This is a genomic window from Desulfatitalea alkaliphila, assembly GCF_022968795.1.
Classification (GTDB): Bacteria; Desulfobacterota; Desulfobacteria; order Desulfobacterales; family Desulfosarcinaceae; genus Desulfatitalea; species Desulfatitalea alkaliphila.
On sequence record NZ_JALJRB010000002.1, the window covers coordinates 238,560 to 252,920 of the forward strand.

Annotated in this window: 13 protein-coding genes and 1 riboswitch; of the genes, 9 read left to right on the forward strand and 4 right to left on the reverse strand. The window is 56.2% G+C overall.

What is annotated here, in order from left to right; genetic code table 11:
* The first annotated feature begins 422 nt into the window (after window positions 1-422).
* Entirely contained in the window at window positions 423-1,565 is a 1,143-nt protein-coding gene (locus MRX98_RS02970) for a Fic family protein (RefSeq protein WP_246902889.1), read from the forward strand.
* A gap of 402 nt (window positions 1,566-1,967) precedes the next feature.
* On the opposite strand, the gene MRX98_RS02975 is transcribed toward MRX98_RS02970, so the two are convergent.
* The 4 genes from MRX98_RS02975 to MRX98_RS02990 all read right to left on the reverse strand — a co-directional run bounded on the left by MRX98_RS02975 (window position 1,968) and on the right by MRX98_RS02990 (window position 3,398).
* On the reverse strand, window positions 1,968-2,357 hold the full coding sequence (locus MRX98_RS02975; protein ID WP_246902890.1) for a type II toxin-antitoxin system death-on-curing family toxin: 390 nt from the start codon (window positions 2,355-2,357) through the stop codon (window positions 1,968-1,970).
* A 3-nt stretch (window positions 2,358-2,360) separates the two neighbouring features.
* Window positions 2,361-2,588, reverse strand: a complete 228-nt coding sequence (locus MRX98_RS02980) for an AbrB/MazE/SpoVT family DNA-binding domain-containing protein (RefSeq protein WP_246902891.1) — start codon at window positions 2,586-2,588, stop codon at window positions 2,361-2,363.
* A 114-nt stretch (window positions 2,589-2,702) separates the two neighbouring features.
* Window positions 2,703-2,978 (reverse strand): tyrosine-type recombinase/integrase, encoded by a 276-nt coding sequence (locus MRX98_RS02985; RefSeq protein WP_343217724.1) that lies wholly within the window; start codon window positions 2,976-2,978, stop codon window positions 2,703-2,705.
* Between the two features lie 276 nt (window positions 2,979-3,254).
* The gene (locus tag MRX98_RS02990; protein ID WP_246902892.1) at window positions 3,255-3,398 is read right to left on the reverse strand and encodes a hypothetical protein; all 144 of its coding nucleotides are present in this window, start codon (window positions 3,396-3,398) and stop codon (window positions 3,255-3,257) included.
* A gap of 445 nt (window positions 3,399-3,843) precedes the next feature.
* Here MRX98_RS02990 and MRX98_RS02995 point away from each other — a divergent pair, with 445 nt between their 5' ends.
* The 8 genes from MRX98_RS02995 to MRX98_RS03030 all read left to right on the forward strand — a co-directional run bounded on the left by MRX98_RS02995 (window position 3,844) and on the right by MRX98_RS03030 (window position 14,111).
* Entirely contained in the window at window positions 3,844-4,368 is a 525-nt protein-coding gene (locus MRX98_RS02995; RefSeq protein WP_246903058.1) for a putative DNA binding domain-containing protein, read from the forward strand.
* Window positions 4,369-4,547: 179 nt separating this feature from the next.
* On the forward strand, window positions 4,548-5,810 hold the full coding sequence (locus MRX98_RS03000; protein WP_246902893.1) for a hypothetical protein: 1,263 nt from the start codon (window positions 4,548-4,550) through the stop codon (window positions 5,808-5,810).
* 16 nt (window positions 5,811-5,826) lie between these two features.
* A complete protein-coding gene (locus MRX98_RS03005; RefSeq protein WP_246902894.1) occupies window positions 5,827-7,059 on the forward strand; it encodes a cytoplasmic protein in 1,233 nt (410 codons plus the stop codon).
* Window positions 7,046-8,422, forward strand: coding sequence for a DUF6880 family protein (locus MRX98_RS03010; protein WP_246902895.1), 1,377 nt, complete (start codon window positions 7,046-7,048; stop codon window positions 8,420-8,422). Before MRX98_RS03005 ends, MRX98_RS03010 begins: the two co-directional genes overlap by 14 nt.
* A gap of 475 nt (window positions 8,423-8,897) precedes the next feature.
* Window positions 8,898-9,209, forward strand: a complete 312-nt coding sequence (locus MRX98_RS03015; RefSeq protein ID WP_246902896.1) for a hypothetical protein — start codon at window positions 8,898-8,900, stop codon at window positions 9,207-9,209.
* Window positions 9,210-9,273: 64 nt separating this feature from the next.
* Window positions 9,274-10,275: a calcium/sodium antiporter gene (locus MRX98_RS03020; protein WP_246902897.1), complete on the forward strand. Its 1,002-nt coding sequence runs from the start codon at window positions 9,274-9,276 to the stop codon at window positions 10,273-10,275.
* A 174-nt stretch (window positions 10,276-10,449) separates the two neighbouring features.
* Window positions 10,450-13,059 carry a CHASE2 domain-containing serine/threonine-protein kinase gene (locus MRX98_RS03025; RefSeq protein WP_246902899.1) on the forward strand — a complete coding sequence of 870 codons (2,610 nt, stop codon included), beginning with the start codon at window positions 10,450-10,452 and terminating at the stop codon, window positions 13,057-13,059.
* A 287-nt stretch (window positions 13,060-13,346) separates the two neighbouring features.
* A riboswitch (cyclic di-GMP riboswitch) is annotated at window positions 13,347-13,482 on the forward strand.
* A gap of 191 nt (window positions 13,483-13,673) precedes the next feature.
* Complete coding sequence (locus tag MRX98_RS03030; protein ID WP_246902900.1) at window positions 13,674-14,111, forward strand: DUF2141 domain-containing protein; 438 nt, start codon at window positions 13,674-13,676, stop codon at window positions 14,109-14,111.
* Window positions 14,112-14,361 lie beyond the last annotated feature (250 nt).

A 14,361-nucleotide genomic window follows, 5' to 3' on the forward strand; every position in this document is an offset into this window, starting at 1 on the left:
CCGAAATCCCGATTTTACAATGGGTTGTGCTTCAAGGACCGTTCAAGACGAGTTCGCGAGATTTTTCGGAGGGGCAGAGAAAACGCACGTCCGAAAGTGACCTCGAAAAGGAAATGGGATTGAAACAGCATTTCCCGACCCCGGAGAATGCCCATTCCGACCAACGGCCCGAAAGCCTTTGATACCAAGGGCTTTCCGGCAACCGAAAAATCGGAGCCGTGGTTGTAAATTTTTTCCGCTTTAGCATATGCGTCGCAACGTCGAACGCTCGTCTGAGGAAATCGAAGTGGCCGTTCAGGAAATCCGCTTGATTTTTCCTTCCTGGTCCTTTATTTTAGGATGTGCAGCGAAAGTAAAATAAAGACGAACCTTATTTTAGGCTCGAGGCAGGCAGGATGAAGCGAGAACTCCAAGGTAGATACGTGACCATATCGACGGTGGGTGAGAAGGCCCAGGCCTTCGTGCCCGCGCCGCTGCCGCCACGTCCACCCATCGACTGGACGCCGGTGCTGCGCAGCAAGTTCGACCAGGCGCTGCTGGCCCTCGGTCGGCTGGACAGCGTCTCGACCTTGCTGCCGGACACCTCGCTGTTCCTGTACATGTATGTCCGCAAGGAGGCCGTGCTCTCCTCCATGATCGAGGGAACCCAGTCGTCCCTGTCGGATCTGCTGCTGTTCGAGCTGGACCAGGAACCCGGCGTGCCACTGGATGACGTGCGGGAGGTCAGCAATTATGTCGCCGCCCTTGACCATGGCCTGCGTTTGCTGGAGGAAGGGCTGCCACTGTCGCTGCGGCTGTTCCGCGAGATTCATGGCGTGCTGCTGACCAAGGGTCGTGGCAGCAATCAGACCCCGGAGGAGTTTCGTCGCAGCCAGAACTGGATCGGCGGCACCCGGCCGGGCAACGCGGCCTTCGTTCCGCCTCCGGCCGAAGAGGTACTGGAGTGCATGAGCAAGCTGGAGCTCTTCCTCCATGACCAGCCGGAGCCGACCCCGGTGCTGCTCAAGGCGGCACTGGCCCATGTGCAGTTCGAGACGATCCACCCGTTCCTCGACGGTAACGGCCGTCTGGGTCGTCTGCTGATCGCGCTGCTGTTGTTTGAGCAGAAGGTGCTGCGGGAGCCGATGCTCTACCTCAGCCTCTATTTCAAGACGCACCGACAGTATTATTACGAGCTGCTCACCAATGTCCGTCTGACCGGAGATTGGGAAGCCTGGCTCGATTTCTTTGCCGAGGCCGTGATCGTCACCGCCACCCAGGCTGTGGAAACGGCCCAGCAGCTTCTCGACCTGTCGAACCAGGACCGCGACAAGATCAGCGGCCTCGGACGGGCGGCGGCATCCACCCTGCAGGTCCACCGGGCGCTTATGGAGCATCCCATCGCCACCTCGGGCTCGCTGGTGGAGAAGACCGGCATCACTTCAGCCACGGTCAACAAGGCGCTCGGTCACCTGGAGCAGCTTGGCATCGTCAAGGAGCTGACCGCCCAGAAACGCAACCGACTGTTCAGCTATGCGGGCTATATCGAGATCATGAGTCGCGGCACGGAACTGCCGGGCAGGTAGGCCAATTCGATTCCTATTTTCGGAATCGAATCAGATTCGTTGGGATGCTTTTCTTGGTATCCGCTCCCGTTGCAAACCCAGCATCCTCGTCCGGAGCTTGGAAATCGGGGGAGAAAAGTTGCTTCCCGGGTGAGAACTTGGGGCGTGACTCGGCTTCCGGTGTGAAGCCCTTTGTTTTCAATGTTTTACGGGGTAGATTGAGGTCGGAGACTGAGTTGCGGTCGAGAGCTGTTTGCTCCAGCCACGGCCCTGGTTGAAAAATTGGCCGGGTTGCGGAAGAAGTCGGCCCTCAAGACGGCGGCCGGAAGGAAAACGCAGAAATACCTGCGGATAACACCCGGCCCCAGGAAAACACGATCCCGGAAAGACGGAGGTTCACGGCAGGAAGATTTGAGGCAGGAATCAGGTTGGTTTCGACCATGTGCGGATGAACACAGCGACTTGCGCTTTGTCCATTTCACTGCGGGCCACCGCCAGCACCATTTCTGCGAAGTCATCCTCGGAGGCGTGGAGTTCGAACCCGTTCAAAGCAAGAAAAACAAGCGCCGCTACCGCTCCAACCCGTTTGTTGCCGTCCACGAAAGGATGGTTCTTCACCAGGTGGAAAAGATAGCTTGCAGCCATCTCGTAAATATCCGTGTGCAGAAACTCGCCGCCATAGGTTGCCGGCGGCATGCCGAGAGCAGACTTCAAAAGATCAATGTCCCGAATACCGGGTGCACCACCGTAGCGTGCGATCTGGTCCTGGTGAATCAAAAGTACTTCGGGCAAGCTGAGAAATTTCGGGACCATGGTTTATTCCGAAAGCTTTTTCAGGGCCTTGGGATACTGTTTGTTCACCTTATCCAGGGTGGCTTTAAAGGTTGTGTCCCTGCCGGCGTCCTTCACCGGGGAAAGGATAAGCACCTGCCCGTCGGTGGAAACGTCAAAAGGCGTTTCGGAGTCCGCACCAATGAGCTCCAGGACTGGCTTCTCGATTACCAGCGCCAAGCTGTTGCCATGCTTGGTCAGGGTTTTGATCATGATTTGAACCTCCTTGGTCGGTATATACAATGTTGCTACAAAGATATAACGAAAAGACAGCCCTGTCAAGATCTGTGTTTGATTCATTTTCGATATAATTCAAGATCAAGGTCTTTACAAGCGTTCGAGGGCATCCTCCAGGGCTGCGTCCACCAAGTGAGTGTAAATCTCGGTGGTCGAGATGTCCTGGTGCCCGAGCGCCCGTTGGACCACGAGAAGGTCGGAGGTGGCCGCATACAGGTGGGTGGCGAAGGTGTGGCGCAGTCCATGCGGGCTGATGCCCTTGTCAATGCCGGCCCTGGTCAGCCAGTGTTTGACACGGTTGGCCACCTGGCCCGGAGAAATCCGCGTTCCGCGGTTGGATAGAAAAAGGGCCCTTCGCGAGCACATGCAGATGCGGCTGCTCTTCTGGAATTTGTGGCATCAAAATGTGAGGTTTCATACTCAATAGGCATACTATGACCCCATCGAATTGTCCAGCGATTTTTGTGTGCTACCAGAACTTATTGAGAAGTTACGAATAATCGTTACAGATCGACGCATGGCGTATTAGCGACGACCAAGCTCGTTGCATACGTCCTCCTCCAGCCGACGCTTTTCACCCTTCCCCGGTAAGTAGCCCCCCATCATAAAGCCTCATCTGGCACAAGCCATTTGTGTGCCCATTTACATCGACTTGATCGAAAGGGATAACTTGGAATGCAACGCCCAACCAGAACAAAACCATTCCGTCCCGGACACCACCGGGTTCATCATCGCGCCCATGGCCGCGGCCGCCGCCCTGGATTCGGCCGCCTTCAGCAAGGTCAATGCCTCCGAAGCGGTTCCAGCCACCTGGGAGGAGCGAGCTCGTAAGGCCTGGGAATACTATGTCGAAGAGCCCCTGGTAGGCTGTTTTTTCGTTGATGGAGCTTACTTACCGGAAATTTCAAGGATGCGTCGGAAACGCCCAAAGTCGCTATCTGCCCGATAAAGTAGTTGTTCTTTAAACAATCGGTGAAATTTCGCCTTGCACAAGACTCGGCGTATGTTATATTTTGCATTTCCTTCAGCTCTGTTGATGAAGGAGCTTTCTGTGGATGATTTGAACCCCTTGGAAAGACATCGCCTGCGTGAGGCCGTACGAAAATACGGATGACGGGTTGTCAATTTCCAGCCCAGGCGGTTTTGTCGAAGGGGTGACCCTCCAGAACCTGCTTGTGGCGCACCCCGATCACGAAATCCACTGCTGGCGGATATTGTAAAACGCATCGGCCTGGCGGAACGGACAGGGCGCGGTATCGATCGGATCTACAAGGGCATGCTGCGCTATGGCCGGCCCGCTCCGGATTACGGCATTTCGGACGATTACACAGTGACAGTCCGAATGTCCAGTGCAGAATCAGATTTTAACTTTCTTGAAATGATATTGTCCCATGAAGACCGAACTGGACGGGCTATGCCCATAGATAGCATGATTATCCTTTCGAGGCTTCGCTACGAACGAAGATTGACCACGGCCGATCTGGCCCCCTCGACCCAGAATTCTGAACAGGAAACACGCTCCGCTCTTGAAAAACTGGCAGAAGCGGGATTGGTTGAAGCCCATGGATCAGGTCGCGGCCGGACTTACATGCTCAGCGCGAAAGTATATCGCACCACTTGTCAGAAAGCTGCCCATATCCGCCAGGCCGGTTTCGCCCCCATTCAGCAAGAGCAAATGGTCCTTAACTATATCGACAAGCATGGCTCCATAAAAAGGGCTGAGGCCATGGATTTATGCCGAATAACAAAGGATTAGGCCTATAAACTTCTCAGCCGATTGAAAGATACCGGAAAAATTGAACAAAAAGGAGAAAGAAAGGGAGCGGTTTATATACGAAAACGGTAAACACTCGGCGCAATTCTATGCGCCCGGCTATGCGCTTGACGCATATATATACGAACCTGCTTCATTTTTATCCATCAGGATAGGCGGATATGGCGAAGGAACGTAAAGAAGGAAATGCTCTGGCCGAGTTACTGGAGGCGGCGCCGCATAAAGTTCTCTCTAAGCTGATTACAGAGCTTACGGTGATGTTTCCCGATGTCCGGCGGGAATGTTTCGATTTTCTGAAATCCCAGTCTACAGTTTCCAAGGCCCTTATAAAACGCTCTGAAGGCGAGGCCGTCCTGGCCCTTTGGTCGGAACTGGCGCCGGATCTGGATGAACTGGATATGTACGGCGGTGGCGATTATGGCACCGAGGATCATGTGGCCGAGCTGTTGGATCAGATTCGAGAGCGGCTGGAATCCAAGGAGGTGGACGCCGATTACCGGCGCGAGCTTCTGGACCTTGTCCTGCCGCTTATCAAAAGCGGCAATGCCGGTATGGACGACATGCTTGATGATGTGGCTTATGCCGCTTGTTATAATGACAGCGATCTGCGAGGGCTGGCCCAGGCTTTTGAGGCGATGAACAAGGAGTGGAGGACGGCACGGGCCCGCGATATCTACCGCCGTCTCGGGGATCGGGACAAATATCTTGAGCTGCGTGCCGGACGGATGGAATACGGCACCGATTACCATGACCTGGCTGCATTTTATTGGGAATCCGGTGAAAAGGAAAAAGCCATGCAGGTGGCTGAGGAGGGGCTGGAAAAAGCGAAAGGGCGCATGGATGAACTGCGCGGGTTTGTTGCGGGACGGGCCCGGGAGGCGGGTGATCGTGAAAAATACATGGCCCTTCAGCTCGACCAGACCACTGACGACTTGACCTGGGGAAAATACAAGGATTTCGAGCAACTGTGCAGTGCCGCTGAATGGCGTCTTTTCGAGCCGAAAATTGTCTTGCAGTTGAAACAGGCCGGGAGATCGGAGCGGCTGAAAATCCACATGCACCGCAACGAGTACGATCAAGCCGTGGCTCTTTTATCCAAGGGCCGCTATCCGATGTCGGCCTGGGACGGCGGCTATGAAGTCCAGGTGGCCAAAGAGCTTGAAAAGGATTTCCCCGAAGAAATTCTAAAATATTATCTTTCCGGACTCGGTAATTTAAACCGCAATGATCAGCGCAAGGAGTACGCCCGCAAGGCCAAGTTGATGGCCAAGGTACGACATGTGCTGGTCGAGGTGCTCGACGACAAACCGCGTTGGGAAAAGTTTGCGCGCAAGGTCAAGAAGGACAATTTCCGGCGTTCGGCGTTTCAGCAGGAATTTGCCGATTCGGTGCCGGGCTGGCGGGAGTTGGGCGGACCGGCTTGATAGCAAAGGACATTTTATGAATGCACGAAGATCCAAGAGAAACAAGGACCTCGATGCTTTGGAAAAGATGATCGAGGAGATCACGGTAGACGCATACGGTGATGACGAGCAGCTATGGGCCTTTCGGCAGGCCTTCGAGGACGAGGTCGATTTGCCGGCCGACGGCTTCGTCATCGGTGTGCCGGTTTCGATAATGACAGTTGACTACGACGGCAACGCGCGGCGCGGCTTGACGGCAAGATTTCGCCGTGAGGATGGCTCCGAACATACCGTTGCGGTGTCTGAGGTCGAATTTCCCCAAAATTCGGAAGGTGCATGGCACGTCGCCGCCTACCGCAAGTGGCTCAACCTCGATCCCTTCCCTGCGGAGGCACCCGATGCCCGTTGCAAGCAGCAGCATAAGGTAACCGCCGATGACCTCGACTTTAGCCAACCGGTCGAACTGGTCGCCCTCTCGGTCAAGGAGCGGGCCGTCCGGTGCCGCTTGTTGGAGAGCGACAAGGTCATTACGCTGCGCGCGAGCCGCCTTTGGCATGTCGTGCCTGGCGCGATCATCACGGTCAAGCCGCGGAAGCAGTGGCGTTATGCCGGTCATCCCTATCTCTCCGGAGAGATTCAATCGGCCCGGATCGAGGCGGCGGCCCTGGATCTGGTGCCGCTTGGTCTTGAAGAGATGGGCATGTGGGATCCCGGAAAGCACTATTGGGGCGAAGAGGACGAGCCCATCGAGGCGTGGACCGAGCCGATCATTGCCCATGGACCTCGCCTCGAATTTAAAATGGAGCAGGTGCTGCCCGGCCGGGACTTGGATGATCCTTTAGATGACCCCATCACCAGGTCCAACGATCTCAAGGATGCCGGCGAATGGGCAGAGGCGGAAAAAATTTTGATGGAGCTGTGCCAGGCAGACCTGCGTTGCCTAGATGCCCATTCGCATCTGGGCAATCTCGTCTTTGGTCACCGCCCGGAAGATGCCATTCGCCACTATGAGGTCGGTATGCGTATCGGAGAACTATCCCTGGGAAAGAACTTTTCCGACCTATTGCAATGGGGCCATATAGACAACCGCCCGTTTTTGCGCTGCATGCATGGATATGGCTTGTGCCTCTGGCGTCTTGGGCGACTTGACGAAGCTCTGAGCGTTTTTGACCGGATGCTCTGGCTGAACCCGTCGGATAATCAGGGCGTGCGGTTTCTCATTGATGAGGTAAGAGCAAAGGCAGCCTGGGAGGATCGTGAAAACGACTAAAAATCAGAGGAATACGGTGAGCCCCAGAAAGCGAAAACAGAACGATCTGCTTGAGCAGGCCATCGAAGCGGCATTATCTCCCGGAAGTTTTATTTCCTACGAAGCCGCCTGGTCGTTCGTGGACGATGTTCAAGATGTTGCCGATGAAATTGAAAAAATCATCAAAAAAGAGCCGAGACGAGCGGCCCATTTGTTCGAGACCTTCATCGCCGCTTGCCATGAAAAAGCCGAGGAGATCGACGATTCCAGCGGCAATTTCGGCATGCTGGTGGATGATCTTTTCCGTGGTTGGATCCAAGCCCGCCAGGCGGCAAACCATGATCCGGATGAAACCGCAAAGTCGCTGCTTACCTGGATGGAGGACGATCCTTTCGGATTTTGCCATGATCTTGATCGCGAGGCTGTCAAAGTGCTCGACAAAGTGGGTCTGGACGCCTTCGTTCGCCGGATACGCGCCAAGTTCGAATCCACTATGACACCGCATGACAATGAGAAACGCTACCCCGGATACGCGCGGCGCAGGTGGGGCGGTGTGCTGAAAACTTTGCTCGCAGGCCAGCGCAATGTCGATGCCTACATAGCACTTTGCGAGCAGACCGAGCTCGAGGCCGTGGATTGCAAGGCGATCGCCGTGATGTACCGAAGCCGGAGACGCCCCGAAGATGCGCTCACTTGGGTCGAGCGAGGTTTGGAGATAGCACGGTCGGACAGCCGAAGATCCTTTGGAGAACACGATCTGCGAGAAATGAAGCGATCCCTGCTGGCCAGGCTAAACCGCCCGGCAGATGCGCTCCAATCAGCCTGGTCCGAGTTTGAGGCACACCCCTCATCATTCTCATACAAGGAGTTGATGCGCTACGTGCCGGCCAAAGAGAAAATGGCCTGGCACCAAAAGGCCATGGAGGTTTCAGAGAGGGGCGATCTGTCCGCTCAGATTGAACTCTGGCTCGAGAGAAAAGAGAGCGACCGTCTTATATCGCGCCTTCACAAGGTCACGGATGAAGAGTTGGAAGATCTTAGCCACTACCGGACCGAGCCATTGGCACGTAAACTGGAACGCTCTCATCCTGAAATTTCTGCCAGAGTGTATCGGGCGCTCTGCATGCGAATCGTCAATGCCGGCAAGAGCAAGTATTACGACGCGGCCCTCGACAATATCGAGCATGCCAAGAAATGCTACGCCAAAGCAGGGCTCAATGCCGACTGGCAGGCGGTGGTTGCCGATGTGCGCGCAAGGCACTTTCGCAAGAAGGGATTTATGGCCGAATTCGAGGATATCGTTTCCGATGCACCCAAGTATGTTGAGCCCCCCTTTCTGGAGCGTGCAAAGGCGCGCTGGCCAAGAAAACCTGTGGGCAGATGAGAGCAACCAGCCAATTCGAATCCGTATCTGGAAATTGAACCGCGTTCCACGTAATTGATAAACGTGCAGTTTTTCACATCGCAAGGTGACCGGTTTTTTTCAAACCCGGCACCCTCGTCCGGTCACTGGAAATCAAATGGACAGACCGCTACCGAAGTGATCAGTGATCGGGCTGATCATCAGAAACAGAACATGGGACTGCGGGATCTGAAGGGGATGCTGGACAAGAACCTGATCGTTGAGGTTGGCGCAGGAGCGACCGACCCGACCCGCCATTACGTATTGGCCGAGCTATGACAAGCTGCGACAGAGCTATGACACAAGCTGCGACATCTTGGGGCCGACTTGAGGGTTGACTTGGGAGGTGAACTTGCGACAAGCTCGCGACACGACTTGTGAGATGCCCTGGCTCAGCGGCCAAGTACCGAACAAGTAACCGATCAGGTAAATTCAACCCCATTCAGGAATTGGCTTTATGGACACCGACGATCTGACTGAAATGGCTTGGGGCCTCATTGTCGGCGCATCCCGCGTCTCGGATACCCTGAAGGCCGAACTCGGCGCAATGGCCGGCCGCTTCAAGACCGAGGATGAATGGCTGCGAGGGGTCCGGGCTCATCTGGTGAACATCTTCGAAGACCCTGTCGATTACGTTGACTTTTGGGATCTTGAAAACATGGAAGCTGTTACGGCATCCATGATCGGCAGTATTGCAGCGGAACTGCGTGATCGCGTGGATACTGTTTTATCAATGCCAATGAACGAACGTGGCGCACGGTCATGGTAATTGTTGAGATGGCGGAACGCATCAAGCCAAAGTTTCGTAAAGATGTAAGGAGAACGGGAACTGCATGACACCGGCCTTTATTGCCATCGCTCTGGGTCTCGCACTTCTGCTGTGGAGCGCCGACCGCTTTGTCGAAGGGTCGGCCGCCACCGCGCGCCATTTCGGCATGCCGCCGCTTTTGATCGGCATGGTGATCGTCGGTTTCGGCACCTCCGCGCCGGAGATGGTGGTGTCGGCCCTGGCCGCCGCGCAAGGCAATCCGGGGATCGCGCTGGGTAATGCCTACGGCTCCAACATCACCAACATCGCCCTGATCCTGGGGCTGACGGCGCTTATCAGCCCCATCGCCGTCCATTCGCAGGTACTGCGCAAGGAGTTGCCCATCCTCACGGCGGTGACCGCCCTGGCGGCATGGCAACTCCGGGATGGGGATATCAGCCGGTTCGATGCCGTTGTGCTGCTGGCTGTCTTCGGCGGGCTGATGGCCTGGACCATCCGGCAGGGATTGCGGAAGCAAGCCGACACTCTGGGCATCGAGATGGAGCAGGAGCTCGCAGTCCGCGCCATGCCCGTCCGCCGCGCCGTTTCCTGGCTGGTGGTGGGTCTGGCGCTGTTGATTGTCAGCTCCCGCATCCTGGTTTGGGGCGCGCTGGAAATCGCCCATGGTTTCGGGGTCAGCGATCTGATGATCGGTCTGACCATCGTCGCGGTGGGCACCTCTTTGCCGGAACTGGCCGCGTCGCTGATCGCCACCCGCAAAGGGGAGCATGACATCGCCCTGGGCAATGTGCTCGGCTCCAACCTGTTCAACACCCTGGCGGTGGTGGGTATCGCCGGGGCAATTCACCCAATGGCCGTGGGGCCGGAGGTCTTCAAGCGGGACATGCTGGTCATGGCCGCCCTGACCTTGTCGCTGTTCGTCATCGGCTACGGGTTCCGGGGGCCGGGCCGCATCAACCGCATCGAGGGCGCGGCGCTGCTGGCCTGTTATGCAGGGTACACCGCCTACCTGATCGGCACGGTTTTCGTGGGGCAAGCATCGGCCCGACTGTTATCCATCCAATGATGCCCTGGCGACCCTTTTTTGCGAACGCACGGTTAAGAGTTGTCGCCAACGGGCGATAATGGATTAATGAAGGGATTTCCATTTCCGGGCAATCGCCGCCGGGGACTGACGCCGGAGCGCACGGCATATGCCCCTTGCGGGGGTGTTCATAGTAACGATTTGCTGCAAGGACCCATGTTGAAAAAGATACTCGCTGCACCTTCAGTCCAGATTGCGTTGTTGAGTGCCTTGATCCTGATGGGCATGTTGTTCTCCCTGACCCCCTGGGAGCACCTGGAGAATCGATATTACGATTTCTGGGGGCACCATTTTCGCAGCCCTCAGGAACAGCCCATCGTCATTGTCGCCATCGACGAAAAAAGCATTCGGGAGCTCGGCGACTGGCCCTGGCCCCGCTCGCGCATTGCCGAAATGGTTCGTTTTCTGACATCCCAGCAGGCCGGGGCCATGGGCATTCTGCCACTGTATACCCAGCCCGACGCCAATCCCGGTCTGTTGGCAATCGAGGAAACCCAAAAGCTGCTGGGTGATCGGGAATGGAAGGGCGACAAGCAGGCCGCGCGAACCTTTCAGGGCATGCTGAGCAAGGTCGAAGAGCAGTTGGACCAGGACGCCCAATTGATTGAAACCGTCCGCCGGGGCAGAAATGTGGTGCTTCCGATACGCTTTACCAAGGGACCGGAGGCGGCGACGGAGCGCAACAAAATGTCGGGGATGTTGGCCCTCTGCTCACTGGATGCGGCGGCGTTGGCCGCCGGTACCGCCGAAACGCCCTCGGCCGAAGCCCAAACGACGCATACCTTCCGTCACAAGCCCATCACCATGACCGGTGTCTGGGAGCCCTTCGAAGCGCTGGCAACCAAGGCCAGCGGCCTGGGGCACCTGAACCTGGACGAGGATCGGGATGGTTTGTTTCGCAGCATGCCGTTGCTGATGGAATACAAGGACCGGCTGTTTCCGGCCATGCCCCTTCAGCTGGCGATCCGCCAAACCGGCGGGGACCTGCAGGATCTGACCGTGGGACGTAACTTTTTCGGTCAGCCCTGTCTGCGGATCAAATACCTCGAGATCGCCACGGACGACCAATATCGTCTCCTGATGAACTATGATGCTGCCTGGACAAAGGCAAGAACCTACTCTTTCGTGGATGTGCTCCAGGGATCGCTCGATCCTGCCATTTTCAGGGACAACATCATTTTAATCGGCGCGACCGGCGAAGAGATGACGCCCTTCTACCGCATCGGACCGCATGCCTCGGCCGCCTTGGTTGAAATCAGCGCCAATGTATTGGGTCGCATTTTGTCGACGGCCCGGCTTTCCCGTCCTGCATGGGCGCAACCGCTGGAAATCGCGGCCCTGCTCTACTTTGCTTTCTTCCTCATGTTTGCGATCCCGCGCATGGAGACCCGGGTCGGCGCCTCGATCCTCGGCATTTTTCTGTTCACCTGGTTCGTCATCGGCGTCGCCCTTTTGCTGGGTTACGGGTACCGGATCAAGCCTTTCGGGCCGGCCGCCCTGGCGTGCGGCGGTTTTGTGCTGATCACGGCCGCCGGTTACGCCCGCAAATGGCGGCACGAAGTCATCGATGCGAATAAACACCTCGGGTTGCACTATCAGGGGCAGGGCCTGCTCGACATGGCCTATGAGCGGTTCATGAAATGCCCGCTCCAGGACGGTTCGGTCAAACTGCTGCTGTACAACCTGGGTCTGGATTTCGAGCGCAAAAGGATGTTCGGCAAAGCGTTGACGATTTACCATCACATCGGCAGATACGGCCCCTTCAAAGATATCGAACAACGCAGCAGCCGGCTCGAATCGCCGGACGGTACCTTGCCCGCACCCGTCAACGGCGGCAACGGGAAGCCCCCCTTGTTGCTGCTCGACGGTGACATCAAGCCGACCTTCGGGCGCTACGAGATCCTCAGGGAGCTGGGCCGGGGCTCGATGGGAACGATCTATCTGGGCCGCGATCCCAAAATCAACCGCGAGGTCGCCATCAAAACGCTAAAATACGCGGAGGTCGTTTCGGGGGACCTGGATCAGGTGAAAGCACGCTTTTTCCGGGAGGCCGAAGCCGCCGGCAAGCTGTCCCATCCCAACATCGTATCCATATACGATGTGGGCGAAGAGCACGACATGGCCTATATCGCCATGGAACTGCTCAACGGAGGGAATTTGACCCGGTTTTGTGCGGCGGAGCACCTGTTGCCGGTCCATCAGGCCCTGTCCATTGTCGCGGATGTGGCGGTGGCGCTTGATTATGCCCACAACCAGGGCGTGATTCACCGGGATATCAAACCGGCCAACATCATGTTGCTGGAAGATGGCCGCGTCAAGGTCACCGATTTCGGTATCGCCCTCGTAGTGGATGCATCCAGGACCGGCACCGGGATTCTCCTGGGGACACCCAATTACATGTCGCCGGAACAAGTGGCCGGCCAGACGCTGGACGGCCGCTCGGATCTCTTTTCCCTGGGTATCGTTCTTTACGAGTTGCTGGTCGGCGCCAAACCCTTTAGAGGCGATACCATCAACCAGATCATCTATGCGATTATGCATGAGGCCCACCCGCCGGTTTCGGATTCGGAAAAAAATATTCCGCCATGTTGCCAGGCGATCATCGAAAAACTGCTGGCCAAGGGGCTGGACGAAAGGTTCGACGCCGCCGCCCGGCTTGCAGAAGCGATAGCGGCGTGTATGAACGAGCTGCCGCATGCTGCACCTGCAACCGTTAGCGAAATCGACGCCAAAGTAGATCCGGCAGCCGATCCGCGAGGTGATTGAGCGCCATTTCGCAATGAATTTCCGGCACCGCGCCATTCTCATCGTCGATGGGCGTGGTGCCGATCAATGTCCATGCATCCTGCAACTTTTTCAACTGCCCCCAAATGTTCTCGAACCGCATTTTCCTTGACATCCGGTTCCATATGGCTTCTGATGAAATCAGCAGTTGCCCTTTCGTCCACAAACCTCCAAACAGGAGGTGTCTCAATGGATACGCCCCTCAAAATTCCTGAATAATGCCTCCTTGGGGCAACGCGCTCCATGGAGGCCTACCCATCATTTGCCATCAGCGCCAAAGCCAAACCCATTGCGAAATGGGGACGGAAAGCCACGGGTCTCGAAATAGAATTTCCGACACCTGCTTGCTGGATTTATCAGGCCCTTCTTCAGGACTTTGGTTTCAAAGACAGCCGAGCTGCCGAGGGTGACATCGTTAAGCGCACCCCAGGTAGTGCTCGGCATTTTTTTGGGGTTTGCGAAAATTCGATAGGGACGGATAACGCGAAGCCCCTCCACTCCCCTTATCGGATGGATGCGGTTTTCTGCCGAAACCGAATTTCAATCACAACGAAGCGCTCGACAGTTAGCAACCCACACGACAAAGGAGATTTGCCATGAAAAAGCCAATCCTATCAATGCTTGTCGTTTTCGCGTTCGGTGTCTGCGCTGTGTCTGCACAGGAAAAATACTCGGTTTCTGGAACTGTCTGCTGCGTCGGAACGGCGGACGTTATTGTGAGCCTTTCAACGCATGAAGAGTGGGAGAGCGATATAGAGCCGGTTTTTTGTTGTGCAATCCAATTGACCGATGAGCAGAAAACCACGGGAAAAGTGTCTTTCAAATTTGAGGGCGTTCCGCAAGGCAGGTATGCGCTTCTCGCCTTTCAGGACATAGACGAAAACGGCAAACTGGACAGGAATGCCAAAGGCACGCCGCTGGAACCTGCGGGCACCTATCGGCCCTCATTTCTTCACTTGTGGAGCGGCACCCATTTTGAGGTGAACCAGGACATCACGCTCCCGGACATTGTGTTGATAAGCATCATCGATTAGCAACACGCCATGAACCGCCAATGGCGGGGCGCGGTCGGGTCGTATGAAGAACTGCCGGCGTCAAATGGTGCGGCTGCCTACACCGGCTTCTAAACGGCGAAGACCGCGCCTCGTGCCTGCTTTCCACCCAAGGCCTATAAGGCCGGATACGGCATCGAGCAGTTGTTCACCACCGGCGAATACCGAGTCCTTTGTGTTGGTGCGATTGAATCATGGAATAGGCAGCGCAATATTCGAAACCTCCACCAGA

Coding starts and splice junctions, on each gene's coding strand:
- MRX98_RS02975 (WP_246902890.1), bottom strand. CDS start 2,357: ATGGTCCCGAAATTTCTCAGCTTGCCCGAAGTACTTTTGATTCACCAG.
- MRX98_RS02980 (WP_246902891.1), bottom strand. CDS start 2,588: ATGATCAAAACCCTGACCAAGCATGGCAACAGCTTGGCGCTGGTAATC.
- MRX98_RS03020 (WP_246902897.1), top strand. CDS start 9,274: ATGACACCGGCCTTTATTGCCATCGCTCTGGGTCTCGCACTTCTGCTG.
- MRX98_RS03015 (WP_246902896.1), top strand. CDS start 8,898: ATGGACACCGACGATCTGACTGAAATGGCTTGGGGCCTCATTGTCGGC.
- MRX98_RS03025 (WP_246902899.1), top strand. CDS start 10,450: ATGTTGAAAAAGATACTCGCTGCACCTTCAGTCCAGATTGCGTTGTTG.
- MRX98_RS02985 (WP_343217724.1), bottom strand. CDS start 2,978: ATGTGCTCGCGAAGGGCCCTTTTTCTATCCAACCGCGGAACGCGGATT.
- MRX98_RS03030 (WP_246902900.1), top strand. CDS start 13,674: ATGAAAAAGCCAATCCTATCAATGCTTGTCGTTTTCGCGTTCGGTGTC.
- MRX98_RS03000 (WP_246902893.1), top strand. CDS start 4,548: ATGGCGAAGGAACGTAAAGAAGGAAATGCTCTGGCCGAGTTACTGGAG.
- MRX98_RS03005 (WP_246902894.1), top strand. CDS start 5,827: ATGAATGCACGAAGATCCAAGAGAAACAAGGACCTCGATGCTTTGGAA.